This window comes from Xylophilus rhododendri (assembly GCF_009906855.1).
Taxonomy (GTDB): domain Bacteria; phylum Pseudomonadota; class Gammaproteobacteria; order Burkholderiales; family Burkholderiaceae_C; genus Xylophilus; species Xylophilus rhododendri.
In genome coordinates, this window is record NZ_CP047650.1 from 2,631,557 (window position 1) to 2,645,955 (window position 14,399).

Annotated in this window: 13 protein-coding genes; 1 reads left to right on the forward strand and 12 read right to left on the reverse strand. The window is 68.2% G+C overall.

Annotation, left to right across the window (positions count from 1 at the left end; all coding sequences use genetic code 11):
* Positions 1-13: 13 nt before the first annotated feature.
* The 11 genes from GT347_RS12210 to GT347_RS12260 all read right to left on the reverse strand — a co-directional run bounded on the left by GT347_RS12210 (position 14) and on the right by GT347_RS12260 (position 12,865).
* The gene (locus GT347_RS12210) at positions 14-1,195 is read right to left on the reverse strand and encodes a benzoate/H(+) symporter BenE family transporter (RefSeq protein WP_160552202.1); all 1,182 of its coding nucleotides are present in this window, start codon (positions 1,193-1,195) and stop codon (positions 14-16) included.
* Positions 1,196-1,232: 37 nt separating this feature from the next.
* Positions 1,233-3,104: a potassium transporter Kup gene (locus tag GT347_RS12215; RefSeq protein WP_160552203.1), complete on the reverse strand. Its 1,872-nt coding sequence runs from the start codon at positions 3,102-3,104 to the stop codon at positions 1,233-1,235.
* A 136-nt stretch (positions 3,105-3,240) separates the two neighbouring features.
* Positions 3,241-4,533, reverse strand: a complete 1,293-nt coding sequence (gene gshA, locus GT347_RS12220; RefSeq protein WP_160552204.1) for a glutamate--cysteine ligase — start codon at positions 4,531-4,533, stop codon at positions 3,241-3,243.
* A gap of 113 nt (positions 4,534-4,646) precedes the next feature.
* Positions 4,647-5,927, reverse strand: coding sequence for a glutamate-5-semialdehyde dehydrogenase (locus GT347_RS12225; RefSeq protein WP_160552205.1), 1,281 nt, complete (start codon positions 5,925-5,927; stop codon positions 4,647-4,649).
* Positions 5,928-5,972: 45 nt separating this feature from the next.
* The gene (gene holA / locus GT347_RS12230; protein WP_160552206.1) at positions 5,973-7,043 is read right to left on the reverse strand and encodes a DNA polymerase III subunit delta; all 1,071 of its coding nucleotides are present in this window, start codon (positions 7,041-7,043) and stop codon (positions 5,973-5,975) included.
* A gap of 7 nt (positions 7,044-7,050) precedes the next feature.
* Complete coding sequence (locus tag GT347_RS12235; RefSeq protein ID WP_160552207.1) at positions 7,051-7,563, reverse strand: LPS-assembly lipoprotein LptE; 513 nt, start codon at positions 7,561-7,563, stop codon at positions 7,051-7,053.
* An 11-nt stretch (positions 7,564-7,574) separates the two neighbouring features.
* Positions 7,575-10,235, reverse strand: coding sequence for a leucine--tRNA ligase (gene leuS, locus GT347_RS12240; RefSeq protein ID WP_160552208.1), 2,661 nt, complete (start codon positions 10,233-10,235; stop codon positions 7,575-7,577).
* A gap of 69 nt (positions 10,236-10,304) precedes the next feature.
* Positions 10,305-10,739, reverse strand: coding sequence for an ExbD/TolR family protein (locus tag GT347_RS12245; protein WP_160552209.1), 435 nt, complete (start codon positions 10,737-10,739; stop codon positions 10,305-10,307).
* A gap of 16 nt (positions 10,740-10,755) precedes the next feature.
* Complete coding sequence (locus GT347_RS12250) at positions 10,756-11,382, reverse strand: MotA/TolQ/ExbB proton channel family protein (RefSeq protein WP_160552210.1); 627 nt, start codon at positions 11,380-11,382, stop codon at positions 10,756-10,758.
* A gap of 16 nt (positions 11,383-11,398) precedes the next feature.
* A complete protein-coding gene (gene dapB, locus GT347_RS12255; protein WP_160552211.1) occupies positions 11,399-12,238 on the reverse strand; it encodes a 4-hydroxy-tetrahydrodipicolinate reductase in 840 nt (279 codons plus the stop codon).
* Between the two features lie 63 nt (positions 12,239-12,301).
* Positions 12,302-12,865, reverse strand: coding sequence for an outer membrane protein assembly factor BamE (locus GT347_RS12260; RefSeq protein WP_160552212.1), 564 nt, complete (start codon positions 12,863-12,865; stop codon positions 12,302-12,304).
* Between the two features lie 106 nt (positions 12,866-12,971).
* Between GT347_RS12260 and fur the strand changes: the two genes are divergently transcribed.
* Positions 12,972-13,412: a ferric iron uptake transcriptional regulator gene (gene fur / locus GT347_RS12265; protein WP_160552213.1), complete on the forward strand. Its 441-nt coding sequence runs from the start codon at positions 12,972-12,974 to the stop codon at positions 13,410-13,412.
* 33 nt (positions 13,413-13,445) lie between these two features.
* Here fur and hprK read toward each other — a convergent pair whose 3' ends face one another.
* The gene (gene hprK, locus GT347_RS12270) at positions 13,446-14,399 is read right to left on the reverse strand and encodes an HPr(Ser) kinase/phosphatase (protein ID WP_160552214.1); all 954 of its coding nucleotides are present in this window, start codon (positions 14,397-14,399) and stop codon (positions 13,446-13,448) included.

Genomic DNA, 14,399 nt, shown 5'->3' on the forward strand with positions numbered 1-14,399 from the left:
GCGCCGACGCCATTCAGAGGCGGGCCGGCGCGCGGGATCGGTATTTTTGTACGAATAGCGCAATCGTGCCGGCAACCACGCCCCAGAAGGCCGAACCGATGCCGAACAGCACCACGCCGCTCAGGGTCACAAGGAAGGTGATGACCGCGGCTTCCCGGTAGGTGGCGTCTTCCACTGCCGCCGCCAGCCCGTTGCCGATGGTGCCCAGCAGCGCCAGACCGGCGATGCAGGCGATCAGCGCCGGCGGAAACGCGGTCAGCAAGGCGACGACCGTGGCGCCCAACAGTCCCAGCACGATATAGAGCGCTCCGCTGGTGACGGCGGCGGGGTAGCGCCGCTCCGGATCCGGATGCGCTTCCGGCCCCATGCAGATGGCGGCGGTGATCGCACTCAGGTTCAGGGCGTAGGCGCCAAAGGGTGCCAGCAGCAAGGTGGCCACGCCCGTCATGCTCACCAGGCGCGAGACGGGCAAGCGATAGCCCGCCGCCCGGATCGCCGCCACGCCGGGCAGGTTCTGCGAGGCCATGGTCACGATGAAGAGCGGCAGGCCGAGCCCGATGCAGGCCGACCAGCTGAACTCCGGCGCGACGAACACCGGCCGCGCGAACGTCAAGGGCACGGATGCGCCGGCCAGTTGGCCCTGAAGAGCTGCGCACACCACGCCGGTGACCAGGCTGGCCAGCACCGCGTATCTCGGCCAGAAACGCCGCGCCACCAGATAGGCCGCGACCATGCAGACCACCAGCAGCGGCGCATGCTCGGCCGCGGAAAACGCCTGCATGCCGAAACGCGCCAGCACGCCCGCCAGCAGGGCGGCGGCGATACCGGGCGGGATGCGGTCCATCATCTTCTCGAACCAGCCGGTCACGCCGACCAGCAGGATCAGCGCGGCCGCGGCCAGGAATGCGCCCACGGCCTGCGCCAGGGAATGGCCGCTCGCGCCCATCACCAGGACGGCGGCGCCCGGCGTGCTCCAGGCCACCATCACCGGCTTGCGCCACCAGAGCGAGGGCAGCATCGAGCACAGGCCGACGCCGATGCCGATGGCCCAGATCCACGAAGACACGACGGCTTCGTCGCCGCCCAGCGCCCGCGCCGCCTGGAAGACGATGGCGGCCGAACTGGTGAAGCCGACCAGCACCGCCACCACACCCGCCGTGAACGCCGACAGGCTGAAATCCCGGATCAGCCGCATCAGGGCCGGCGGCTATGGAAGAGAGACACGGACGCGCTCATATCTCGATCTTCGAGCCCATCTCCACCACCGAATTGCTCGGCAGGTTGAGGAAGTCCGCCGCCGCGCCGGCATTGCGGTGCATCTGGGCGAAGAGTTTTTCGCGCCAGTCGGCCATGCCGCTGCCGATGGTGGGGATCACCGTGTCGCGCGAGAGGAAGTAGCTGGTGGTCATTGGATCGAGCCCGCAGCCACGGCCGCGCAGGTTGGACAATTCCTTGGGGATGTCCGGGTCGTTCTTGAAACCGTAGTGGATGACGACCTGCCAGCAGTTGCGGCCCAGGGGCTCGACTTCCAGCCGGCGGTCCATGCCCAGCCAGGGCACCTCGTGCGAACGCACGGTGACGAACAGGTTCTGCTCGTGCAGCACCTTGTTGTGCTTGAGGTTGTGCAACAGCGCGTTGGGCACGCTGCCCGGCTCGCCGGTGAGAAAGACGGCCGTGCCTTCCACGCGGGTGGGCGGGCTGGTGAAGACGGCCTCCAGAAAGCTCGGCAGGTCGATCGCATCGCTGCGCAGCTTCTCGTTGACCAGGGCGCGGCCGTCCTTCCAGGTGATCATCAGCGTGAAGATGCCGCCGCCGATCATCAGCGGGAACCAGCCGCCGTCGACCAGCTTGAGCAGGTTCGACGTGAAGAAGGCCAGGTCCACCACGAAGAAGGCGCCGGTCGCGGCGATGCACAGGGCCAGCGGATAGTGCCAGCGGTAGCGGATCACGAAGAAGGTGAGCACCGTGGTGATGAGCATGTCCAGCGTCACTGCGATGCCGTAAGCGCCGGCCAGGTTGCTCGATGAGCGGAACATCACCACCGCCAGCACGATGGCCACGAACAGGCCCCAGTTCACGAAGGGGATGTAGATCTGGCCGGCCTCGCGCACATTGGTGTGCTGCAGGTTCAGGCGCGGCAGGTAGCCCAGCTGCACCACCTGCTTGGTGATGCTGAAGGCGCCCGAGATCAGCGCCTGCGAGGCGATGACGGTGGCCATGGTGGCCAGCAGCACCAGCGGCAGCAGCGCCCAGGCCGGCGCCATCATGAAGAAGGGGTTCTGCACCGCGCCGGGCTCGGCCAGCAGCAGCGCGCCCTGGCCGAAATAGTTGAGCGTCAGCGCGGGCATGACGATGAGGAACCAGGCCAGGCGTATCGGCTTCTTGCCGAAGTGGCCCAGGTCGGCATAGAGCGCTTCGGCACCGGTCACGCACAGCACCATCGCGCCCAGGATGATGAAGGTCACCAGCGGGTGCATGTAGATGAAGCGCAGCGCGTAGTACGGGTTGAGCGCCTTGAGGATCTCCGGATGGCCGCTGATGTGCATCACGCCCAGCACCGCGATCGTCACGAACCACACCAGGGTGATCGGCCCGAAGAACTTGCCGATGCCGGCCGTGCCGCGCTTCTGCACGGCGAAGAGGCAGAACAGCACCACCAGCGTCAGCGGGATCACGTAGCTGCGGAAGGCGGGCGACACCACCTCCAGGCCTTCTACCGACGACAGCACCGAGATGGCTGGCGTGATGACGCCGTCGCCATAGAACAGCGAGGTGCCGAAGATGCCCACCAGCAGCAGCACCTTGCGCAGCTGGGGTTTGTCCTTCACCGCCTGCGAGGCCAGGGCCAGCATGGCGACCAGGCCGCCCTCGCCGTTGTTGTCGGCCCGCAGCACCAGCACCACGTACTTCAGTGCGACGACGATGACGAGTGTCCAGAAGAACATGGACAAGACGCCATACACGTTCTCCGGCAGGAAGGGCACATGGCCGGTGTGGAAGACCTCCTTGACGGCGTACAGCACGCTGGTGCCGATATCGCCGTAGACGACACCGATGGCGCCGAGGGTCAGGGCGGGAAGCGAGGTTTTGTTGTTGGAGGACACAGGGCTCGCGGCGGCGCCATCGCCGTTGTCATGGGGTCGCTATTGTGCGCCGCAACGCATGACAGACAAGCATCGCGCACCATGACCGGGCCCTGGCGGGGCCCGCGGCGTTGCGGCGGGACAACCGCCGCAGGCCTCAGTCGTATGCCTCGGCCTCGGGGTTGGTGGCTTCGAGTTCGTAGCTCGCGGACAGCATGGCCAGGCGGCCGATGACGCCATACATGTAGAAGCGGTTCGGCGCTTCGGCCGAGCCCTTGGCCCCCGGCGCGGTGAGCCGGGCGCTGTCGTCGTAGTCCAGCGGCACGGCGCTGGCGCCGGGGCCGCTGAGGTTCTCGTCGGCGCCACGCTCGCCGTGCACCCGGTAGAAGCCGCCGACCACGTAGCGGTCCATCATGTAGACCACCGGCTCGGCATTGGCCTTGCCCACGTGCTCGTAAGTGGGCACGCCCTCCTGCACGATGATGTCGTGCACCGTCTGGCCGTCCTTGCCGCTGCTCATCTTCTGGCGGGCGCGTTCGCTGAGCGACTCCAGGTCGCGTGCGTCGTGCACCGTCATCACGCCGATGCCGCCGGTGCCGTTGTCGGTCTTGACGACGGCGAAGGCCTTTTCGTTGATGCCGTATTCCTTGTACTTGCGGCGCACCCGGGTCAGCAGGGTGTTGACGCTCTGCGCCAGCGCTTCCATGCCGCGGCCGCTGGCGAAGTCGACCTCGCCGGCATTCTCGAACAGCGGATTGACCAGCCAGGGATCGATGCCCAGCATCTTGCCGAAGCGCTTGGAGACTTCCTCGTAGCTCTGGAAATGCCGGCTCTTGCGCCGCACCGACCAGCCGGCGTGCAGCGGCGGCAGCAGGTACTGTTCATGCAGCTCTTCCAGGATGCCGGGGGCGCCCTGCGAGAGATCGTTGTTGAGCAGGATGGTGCAGGGATCGAAATGCCGCGTGGCCAGCCGCCCGCCGTTGCGCACCACCGGCTCCAGGCGCAATTGCTCGCCGCTGGCCAGGGTGAGCATGGTCACGTCCTTGATCTCCGGATCGACCGAGCCGACGCGCACGTTCAGGCCGGCCGCATGGAAGATGCGCGAGAGCTGCGCCACGTTCTCCAGGTAGTCGGGATCGCCGTGGTTCTCCGGGATCAGCAGCAGGTTGCGCGCCTCGGGGCAGATCTTCTCGATCGCCGCCATCGCCGCCTGCACCGCCAGCGGCTGCATCTGCGGGCTCAGGCGGTTCCAGCCGCCGGGAAACAGGTTGGTGTCGACCGGCGCGAGCTTGAAGCCGGCATTACGCACATCCACCGAGCTGTAGAACGGCGGCGTGTGTTCCATCCACTCCAGGCGGAACCAGCGTTCGATGGCCGGGGTGGAGTCGAGGATGCGCTGCTCGAGTTCGTTGATCGGACCGTTCAGTGCCGTGATGAGATGCGGAACCATGCGGTCCTCTATGGCTGACTAGCGAAAAACAAAGGCCCGGCCGCCCAAAGGCGGCACGGGCTGGAGGGATATAGGGTGTACCCGAGCGTCTGCAAGGGGGTTGAGGCCGGCCTTCACTGGCGAATTTCGCCCTGACCGAGCACCACCCATTTGAGCGAGGTGAGTCCTTCCAGGCCGACCGGGCCGCGGGCGTGGAACTTGTCGGTGCTGATGCCGATTTCCGCGCCCAGTCCGTATTCAAAGCCATCGGCGAAACGGGTGCTGGCATTGACCATGACGCTGGCCGAATCCACTTCACGCAGAAAGCGCTGGGCATGCATGTGGTCGCGGGTCAGGATGGCGTCGGTGTGGTGCGAGGAATAGCGGTTGATGTGGGCGATCGCCTCGTCCAGGCCTTCGACCACCTTCACGCTGATGACGGGCGCGAGGTATTCCTCGGACCAGTCCTCCTCCGTGGCGGCCTGCACTTTCGCGCCCGGCACGGCGGCCAGGAGGGCCAGCGCCTCGGCGTCGCCGCGCATCTCCACGCCCTTGTCGGCGTAGATGCGGCCGATCAGCGGCAGGAACTCGGCCGCCACGCCGCGCGCCACCAGCAGGCCTTCGGTGGCGTTGCAGGGGCTGTACTTCTGCGTCTTGGCGTTGTCGGCCACGGCGACGGCCATGGCGATGTCGCAGGGGTCGTCCACATAGGTGTGGCAGTTGCCGTCCAGGTGCTTGATGACCGGCACCCGGGCCTCGCGGCTGATGCGTTCGATCAGGCCCTTGCCGCCGCGAGGAATGATCACGTCCACGTATTCGGGCATGGCGATCAGCTGGCCGACCGCCTCGCGGTCGGTGGTGGCGACGAGCTGCACGGCTTCAGGCGGCAGGCCGGCTTCGGCGAGCGCGCGGCCCACCAACTCCGCCAGCGCCTTGTTCGATTCGATGGCCTCGGAGCCGCCGCGCAGGATGCAGGCATTGCCGCTCTTGATCGACAGGCTGGCCGCCTCGATGGTGACGTTGGGCCGGCTCTCGAAGATCATGCCGAACACCCCCAGCGGCACCCGCATGCGGCCCACGCGGATGCCGCTGGGCTGCTGCTGCAGGCCGACGATGTCGCCGATCAGCTCGGGCATGGCGGCGAGCTGGTCGCAGCCCTGGGCCACGGTCTCGATGACCTTGGGGGTCAGGCGCAGCCGGTCGACCATGGGCGGCGGCAGGCCGGCCGATTCGGCACGGGCCAGGTCGCGGGCATTGGCCTCGGCCAGCGGCGCCGGGTTCTCGCGCAGCAGGCGCGCCAGGGCACGCAGGGCGCGGTTCTTGGTGGCGGCGTCTGCACTGGCCATGCGGGCGGACGCGACCCGGGCCTGCAGCCCCAGGGTGTGGACGTATTCGGCGACGTTCAGGGCGTTCATGCCGCCATTTTCCCACGCGCCGGTGACAGCGCCGTCAAAGCCGCCTCAGGCCGTACCGGGCGTGGGTGTTCCGGCGCAGGCGCGGCACAGGCGCAGCGCCAGCCGCATCAGGGCCTGCCAGCCGTTGGCGGGCCAGCCTTCCTGGGGCAGGCCCTTGACGATGCCGTCCACCTTGTGGGCGTCCTGCAGCAGCGTGGCCAGCAGGCGGCCGTCCAGGCGCGGCAGCACCCGTTCGAAGAGGCGTTCGCGCGCGCCCCAGACCCGCTGCTCGCGCAGCGCCATCGGCAGCGGGCGGCCGGCGTTCATGGCGTCCTTCACGCGCTTGAGGCCACGGATGTCCTCGGCCAGCGTGTAGTGCACCAGCACTTCGGCCTCGCCCTCGGCGCGCAGTCCGTCGAGCATGCGCTGCACCCGGGCGGTCTGCCCGGCGAGTACGGCTTCGGAGAGCTTGAAGACGTCGTAGCGCGCCACGTTGAGCACCGCCGTCTCGACCTGCGCCCAGGTCAGCGGCCCGGGCGGATGCAGCAGCGCCAGCTTCTGGATCTCCTGGTGCGCGGCCAGCAGATTGCCTTCGACCCGGTCGGCGAAGAACTGCAGGGTGCGCTGGCCTTCCTCGCCGGGCACCACCTGCTGGCCCTGCTGCTGCAGGCGCTGGGCGATCCACTGCGGCAGCGCGCCGCGCTCCACCGGATCGACCTGGATGGTGGCGCCATGCTGTTCCAGCGCGCCGAACCAGGCGCCGGTGCGGGTGGCCTTGTCGAGCTTGGGCAGCAGCACCAGCGTCAGGGTGTCGGACTGGCCGGCCGACACCTCCGCGATCTGCTGAAGGGCCGCGCTGCCTTCCTTGCCGGGCTTGCCGGAGGGGATGCGGATCTCGACGATGCGCCGCTCGGAGAACAGCGACAGCGCGCTGCCGTCGGCCACCACCGCGCTCCAGTCGAAATGCGCGCCGGCGACCGTGTGCACCATGCGCTCGGACGCGCCCTGCGCACGCGCCGCGGCGCGGATCGCGTCGGCGGCTTCCTGCACCAGCAGCGGCTCTACACCGTGCACGGTGTAGAGCGGCCGCAGGGTCTTCTGCAGCTGCGCGGCGAGCTGGGCCGGGGCGACTTGCATCGGCCGCTCAGATCGTGCGGACCGCAGCCAAGCGGCGCAGGATCTGCTGCACCACGTCCGACTGCAGGTTGCGGTAGATCAGCTGCGCTTCCTGCTCCTTGGCCAGCGCCAGGCTTTCGTCGTAGCTCTGGTCCTGCTGCAGCAGCAGTTCGGTGGACGGCAGGATCTCCCGGTCATCGGGCGTGCGAAGCGAGAAGCGCACCCGCACCCGCAGCTGGAATTCACGCACCTGGCCGTTGGTGTTGTAGCCCAGCACGATGCGTTCGCGCTGGTCCTGCAGGATGTCCAGGATCACGTCGCTGCTGTCGCGCTGCGACAGCTCGCGGGTCACCTGCAGCCCGGTGCCGGCCTGCAGGTTGCGGCGCAGCTCGGCGGCCAGCGTGGAGGCCGGCGCGCCGTTGAGGTAGATCTTCTTGAAGGCGAAGGTCGGCGCCTGGCGCAGGTGGAAACCGCAGCCGGCGAGCGGGCCCAGCGCGGCGGCCGAGGCCAGGGACAGGACGGCGCGACGGCGGAGTGTCATGCCCAAAACCCTCAGACCACCACGTTGACCAGACGGCCCGGGACCACGATCACCTTCTTGGGTGTCGCCCCCGCGGCGAACTTGACGAAGTCCTCGCTGGCAAGGGCCGCGGCCTCGATCGCCGCCTTGTCCGCGCCGGCCGGCACGCGCAGCGATCCGCGCAGCTTGCCGTTGACCTGCAGCATCAGCTCGATCTCGTCCTGCACCAGGGCGGATTCATCGACCGTGGGCCAGGGCGCGTCGAGCAGGTCGCCCAGCTCGCCGGCATAACCGAGTTGTTTCCACAGCTGGTCGGCGATGTGTGGCGTGGCCGGATACAGCACCCGCAGCAGGATGCCGAAGCCCTCGATGGCCGCGACTTCCGCGCCCGGCACGCCTTCGCCCTTGAAGGACTCCAGCGCGTTGATCATCTTCATCGCACCGGAGACCACGGTGTTGTATTGCATGCGCTGGTAGTCGTAGTCGATCTGGCGCAGCACGTTGTGCATCTCGAAGCGCAGCGCCTTGGCGGCCGGGCCGAAGCTCACCTGCTGCAGCTTCGCCACGCCCTGGATGCTGGCGTTGGCCGCCGCGCCATCGACGCCGGCCAGCTTCACGCCGAAGTTCCACACCCGGCGCAGGAAGCGGTAGCTGCCCTCGACCGCCGCGTCGTTCCATTCGAGCGTGGCCTCCGGCGGCGCGGCGAACATGGTGTAGAGCCGGGCGGTGTCGGCGCCGTACTTCTCGATCAGGTCCTGCGGATCGACACCGTTGTTCTTGCTCTTGCTCATGGTGCCCACGCCGCCGTACTCGATGGCCGAGCCGTCGGACTTGAGCGTGGCGCCGATCACCTTGCCGGCGGCGTCGTGCACGTCCTGCACCTCGTGCGGCCAGAAGTACTCGATGCCGCCCTTGTCGGTCTTGCGGAAGTAGATGTGGTTGAGCACCATGCCCTGGGTGAGCAGCTTGGTGAAGGGCTCGTCGATCTTGACCAGGCCCAGGTCGCGCATCACCTTGGTCCAGAAGCGGGCGTAGAGCAGGTGCAGGATGGCGTGCTCGATGCCGCCGATGTACTGGTCCATCGGCATCCAGTAGGCCGCGCCCTCGCCGACCATCTGCTGCTCGTTCTTCGGATCGCAGTAGCGCATGAAGTACCAGGACGAATCCACGAAGGTGTCCATGGTGTCGGTCTCGCGGCGCGCGGCCTTGCCGCAGACCGGGCAGGTCACGCCGGCGTGGAAGCCTTCGTGCTTCGCGAGCGGATTGCCGGAGCCGTCGGGGATGCAGTCCTGCGGCAGGATCACCGGCAGGTCTTTCTCGGGCACCGGCACCGCGCCGTGTTCCTCGCAATGGATGATGGGGATGGGCGTGCCCCAGTAGCGCTGGCGGCTCACGCCCCAGTCGCGCAGGCGCCAGGTGGTCTTCTTGCCGCCCAGGCCGCGTTCTTCCAGCGCATGGGCCACCGCATCGACGGCCTCTTCATAGGCCAGGCCGCTGAAGGTGTCGGAGTTGACGGTGACGCCGTTGCGCTTGTCGCCGTACCACTCGTGCCAGTGGTGGTAGTCGTAGTGCTCGCCGTCGACCTGCACCACCTGGCGGATCGGGATGTCGTACTTCAGCGCGAAGGCGAAGTCACGCTCGTCGTGCGCCGGCACGCCCATCACGGCGCCGTCGCCGTAGCTCATCAGCACGTAGTTGCCGACCCAGACCTCGATCGGGTCCTCGATGAAGGGATGCTTCACGAAGAGGCCGGTGCGCACGCCCTTCTTCTCCTGCACGGCGAGCTCGGCCTCGGTGGTGCCGCCGGCCTTGGATTCCTCGATGAAGGCGGCCACGGCCGGGTCCAGCGTGGCGGCATGGGCGGCCAGCGGATGCTCCGGCGCCACCGCGCAGAAGGTGACACCCATGATGGTGTCGGCCCGCGTGGTGAAGACGAACATGCGGCCATCGCCGATCAGCGCGCCGGAGGCATCGCGGATGTCGTGCGGGAAGGCGAAACGCACGCCCTGGCTTTTGCCGATCCAGTTCTCCTGCATCAGCTTGACCCGCTCGGGCCAGCCGGGCAGCTGGGTCTGCACATGGCCGAGCAGCTCTTCGGCGTAGTCGGTGATCTTCAGGTAGTAGCCGGGGATCTCGCGCTTCTCGACCGGCGCGCCGGTGCGCCAGCCCTTGCCGTCGATCACCTGCTCGTTGGCCAGCACCGTCTGGTCCACCGGGTCCCAGTTCACCACCTGGGTCTTGCGGTAGGCGATGCCTTTTTCCAGCATCTTCAGGAACAGCCACTGGTTCCATTTGTAGTACTCGGGCGAGCAGGTGGCGACCTCGCGCGACCAGTCGATGGCCAGCCCCATCGCCTGCATCTGCTTCTTCATGTAGGCGATGTTGTCGTAGGTCCACTGCGCCGGCGGCACCTTGTTCTTCATGGCCGCGTTCTCGGCCGGCAGGCCGAAGGCGTCCCAGCCCATGGGCATCAGCACGTTGTAGCCGCGCATGCGCAGCTGGCGCGCCAGCATGTCGTTGATCGTGTAGTTGCGCACATGGCCCATGTGCAGCTTGCCGCTGGGGTAGGGCAGCATCGAGCAGGCGTAGAACTTGGGGCGTGCCGCGTCCTCCGTGACCCGGTAGGCGTCGCGGGCGGTCCAGTCGGCCTGAGCGGCGCTTTCGACCTCTTGATGGGAGTATTTGTCTTGCATGGGAGAAGGAAGGACGCTGGCGGATGGGCGCCGGCGAAAAGCCGGGCGCCCCGGGGGCAGAGAGCGATTTTAGGGTCGCGCGGCGGCTGGCGGCTGCGGCAGGGCGACGAAACCCACGTGGGCCAGCCCCGCCTGCTGCGCCAGGCCGAGCAGGGCGACCACCCGGCCATAGGGCACTGCCGTGTCGGCGCGCAGCTGCACTTCGGTGTCGGGATCGTCCGCGGCAATGCGCAGCAGGCGTGCCGAGAGGGCTTGGTCGTCGAGCGGCTTGTCTTCCACGAAGGCCTGGCCGGCGGCGTCCACCACCAGCTGGAGCGCGGCTTTCGCGGCCGGCGCCGGCGCGGCGGCGGCCTGCGGCAGGTCGAGGCGGATGCTGGTCGCCAGCAGCGGCGCGGTCAGCAGGAAGACCACCACCAGCACCAGCATCACGTCGACCAGGGGCGTGACGTTGATCTCGCTCAGCGGGGCGGCGTCGGGGCCGCGGGAGAGTCGTCCGAAAGCCATGGAGGGGCCTTGGGCTTCAGAAGTCGCGCAGGTCTTGCGCGAAACCTTCGAGTTCGGCCTCGATGCGCACGATGCGCCGGCCGAGCAGGTTGTAGGCGAGCACTGCCGGGATCGCCACCGCCAGCCCGGCGGCGGTCATCACCAGCGCCTCGCCGACCGGCCCGGCGATGCGTTCGATGCTGATCTGCCCGGCGCCGGCGATATCGACCAGCGCGCGGTGAATGCCCCAGACCGTGCCCAGCAGCCCGACGAAGGGCGCGACGGCGCCCACGCTGGCCAGCAGGATCTGGCCGAACTGCAGCTGCCCGGAAGCACGGTGCAGGGCATCGCGCAGGACGCGGGTGCGGCGCGACGCACGGTCGGCCTGGGCGCCCAGGCCGGGAAGGGTTTCGTCCTCCAGCGCGGCCACGAAGGGCGTGACCATGCCCTGCGGATCGAAGGCCGCCAGCCGCTGCCGCGCCTCGACCAGCGTGGCCGACTGCCAGAAGGCGGCGATGGCGCGCTGGCAATGGCCGGCCGCCGAACGCAGCAGCCAGGCCTTCCAGAGGATCAGCACCCAGCTCGCCACCGACATCAGCACCAGCACCAGCGCGACGCTGCGGGCGAGCACATCGCCGGCCAGGAAGAAATCGACTGCCTGCATGCGGTGGCCGCCGCCTTCAGCCGCGCAGGCCGAGCACGTCGAACATGTCGTAGAGGCCGCTCTTGCGGCCTGCCAGGAAACGCACCGCCCGCAGGCTGCCCTCGGCATAGGTGGCGCGGCTGGAAGACTTGTGGGTGATCTCGATGCGTTCGCCGGTGCCGGCGAACAGCACGGTGTGGTCGCCGACGATGTCGCCGCCGCGGATGGTGGCGAAACCGATGGTGGACGGGTCGCGCGGACCGGTCTCGCCTTCGCGGGTGTAGACGGCGCAGTCGTCCAGCGAACGGCCCAGGGCCTGGGCCAGCACCTCGCCCATCTTGAGCGCGGTGCCCGAAGGCGCATCCACCTTGTGGCGGTGGTGGGCCTCGATGACCTCGATGTCGTAGCCGGTGGACAGCGCCTTGGCGGCCATCTCCAGCAGCTTCATCGTGACGTTGACACCCACACTCATGTTGGGCGCCATGACGATGGCGATGTCGCGCGCCGCGGCCTCGATCTCGGCCTTCTGCTGGGCGGTGAAGCCGGTGGTGCCGATCACCGCATTGACGCCGTTCGCGCGGCAGATCTCCAGATGCCGCAGCGTGCCTTCGGGCCGGGTGAAATCGATCAGCACCGAGGCGGGCGCGATGCCGGCCTGCAGGTCGGCGGTGATCGCCACGCCGCTGGCGTAGCCGAGGAAGGCCGAGGCATCCGACGCGATCGCCGGGCTGGTGGCCTGGTCGAGGGCGCCGGCCAGCACGCAGTCGTCGTTGGCGCGGATCGCCTCGATCAGCATGCGGCCCATGCGGCCGGAGGCACCGGCGATGGCGATCTTGTGCGGGGCGGCGGGCGCCGGGGAAGAGGAGGTCGCGGTCATGGCGGATTCAATCTGCGGGAACAGTCGTGAAGACAGCCGGGCGGGCGCCCACTGCCCGGACGCTCAGCGGCTGGCGGGCGCGTTGAGCGGCGGATAGGAGGCGGTCGGCACGGCATCGGCGCCGATCGCCTTGGGGGCCGGTTCGGCATCGGCCTTGGGCCGGCCGGGGAACTTGGCCAGCTCGGCCGGCGTGGCCTCCAGCGGCGGCACCTTGCCGACCCGCTGCGCACTGCCGAGCGTGGCGACGAACTCGGCCTCGGTCGGCATGTCGTCGCCTTCGAAGCGGGCCAGTCGGTCGTTCTCGAAATACACGCTCAGATGGTGCGACTGCGGCTCCAGGCCCGGGCGCTTGATGGTGAAGACGTAGTCCCAGCGGTCGGCACGGAACAGGTTGGTGATCAGCGGCGTGCCCAGCACTTCCTTGACCTGCAGCCGGGTCATGCCCTTTTCGAGCGCGGCGACCTGCTCCTTGGAGACGAAGTTGCCCTGGACGATCTCGATCTTGTAGGGCGTGATCGCACTGACCAGGCGGTTGCTGGCGCCGTCGACCGTGCCGCAGCCGGCCGCCAATGCTGCCGACGCGGCGAGCAGGACGAGCGGCAGGCGGCGCAAAATGTGAACGGGCATGGTTGATAGCGCAGGCGATATGATCCGATGATTGTAGCGGCAGGGTTTTCGGCGACCGTCCGGCCAGCTCCGGCCGCAGCCGCCCCGGCCCGCCAGGGAAAGCCTCATGCACACCAATATCGAAGACCTCAAGAGCACTGGCCTGAAGGCCACCCTGCCCCGCCTGAAGATCCTCGAGATCTTCCAGACCGGCAAACAACGCCACATGACGGCCGAAGACGTCTTCCGCGTCCTGCTGGAAGAACGCTCCGACATCGGACTGGCCACCGTCTACCGCGTGCTGACCCAGTTCGAACAGGCCGCCATCCTCAGCCGCCGCCATTTCGAAAGCGGCAAGGCGGTCTACGAACTCAACGAAGGCTCGCACCACGACCATTTCGTCTGCACCAACTGCGGCAAGGTCGAGGAGTTCTACGACGCCGAGATCGAGCAGCGCCAGCAGGCCGTGGCCAAGGCCAAGGGCTGGCAGGTGCAGGACCATTCGATGGCGCTCTACGGCCTGTGCGCCGACTGCGGCAAGGCGCCCGCCGCACGCCGCGGCCAGTAAATACAGGTATTGGGCCCGGACGGCCCGGGGCGATCAGTGCTCGCCGCTTTCCATCGCGCGCTGGTGGCGCTCGACGAACTCCTGATAAGTGTCGATGCCGCGCAGCTGCAGGATGGTGTTGCGCACCGCGGCTTCCACCAGCACGGCGATGTTGCGGCCGGCCACCACCTGGATCACCGCCTTGCGCACCGGCACGCCCAGCACATCCTGGGTCAGCGGCTCGTAGGGCAGGCGTTCGTACTCCCGCTCCATCGTCTCCTTGCGCACCAGGTGCACGATGAGCTTGAGCCGCATCTTGCGGCGCACCGCCGTCTCGCCAAAGATCGCGCGGATGTCCAGCAGGCCGATGCCGCGCACCTCCAGCAGGTTCTGCAGCAGTTCGGGACAGCGGCCCTCGATGGACGCCTGGTTGATGCGGTAGAGGTCGACCGCATCGTCGGCCACCAGGCCGTTGCCGCGCGAGATCAGCTCCAGGCCCAGCTCGCTCTTGCCCAGGCCGGACTCGCCGGTGATCATCACGCCCAGGCCCAGGATGTCCATGAAGACGCCGTGCATGGTCGTGCGGTCGGCGAAATGCTTGGACAGGTAGGCGCGCAGCACGTCGATCACGAAGGCCGACGACTCGTAGGTGGAGAACAGCGGAATCTGCGCGCGCTCGCACATCGACACCAGCGCATCCGGCGCGGTCTGCGCATCGGCCAGCACCAGCACCGGCGGCTCCAGCGTCACGATGCGGGAGATGCGGCGGGCGCAGTCCTCGGGCGTGGCGTTGACCAGATAGGCGATCTCGCGTTCGCCCAGGATCTGCACCCGGTAGGGATGGATGTAGTTGAGATAGCCGACCAGGTCGGCGCCGGACCGCGCCGCGCGCACCACGATCTCGTCGAAGCGCCGTTCCGAAGCGCCGAGTCCGGCGATCCACTCCCAGCGCAGGGAGCCGCGGAATTCTTCAAATAGCGCGTCCGCGCTGACGACAGTAGGCTTCAA

Bases quoted from the DNA above. Each gene is read 5' to 3' on its own strand.
- GT347_RS12210 (WP_160552202.1), bottom strand. From the start codon at position 1,195: ATGCGGCTGATCCGGGATTTCAGCCTGTCGGCGTTCACGGCGGGTGTG.
- gshA (WP_160552204.1), bottom strand. From the start codon at position 4,533: ATGGTTCCGCATCTCATCACGGCACTGAACGGTCCGATCAACGAACTC.
- GT347_RS12225 (WP_160552205.1), bottom strand. From the start codon at position 5,927: ATGAACGCCCTGAACGTCGCCGAATACGTCCACACCCTGGGGCTGCAG.
- holA (WP_160552206.1), bottom strand. From the start codon at position 7,043: ATGCAAGTCGCCCCGGCCCAGCTCGCCGCGCAGCTGCAGAAGACCCTG.
- GT347_RS12235 (WP_160552207.1), bottom strand. From the start codon at position 7,563: ATGACACTCCGCCGTCGCGCCGTCCTGTCCCTGGCCTCGGCCGCCGCG.
- leuS (WP_160552208.1), bottom strand. From the start codon at position 10,235: ATGCAAGACAAATACTCCCATCAAGAGGTCGAAAGCGCCGCTCAGGCC.
- GT347_RS12245 (WP_160552209.1), bottom strand. From the start codon at position 10,739: ATGGCTTTCGGACGACTCTCCCGCGGCCCCGACGCCGCCCCGCTGAGC.
- GT347_RS12250 (WP_160552210.1), bottom strand. From the start codon at position 11,382: ATGCAGGCAGTCGATTTCTTCCTGGCCGGCGATGTGCTCGCCCGCAGC.
- dapB (WP_160552211.1), bottom strand. From the start codon at position 12,238: ATGACCGCGACCTCCTCTTCCCCGGCGCCCGCCGCCCCGCACAAGATC.
- GT347_RS12260 (WP_160552212.1), bottom strand. From the start codon at position 12,865: ATGCCCGTTCACATTTTGCGCCGCCTGCCGCTCGTCCTGCTCGCCGCG.
- fur (WP_160552213.1), top strand. From the start codon at position 12,972: ATGCACACCAATATCGAAGACCTCAAGAGCACTGGCCTGAAGGCCACC.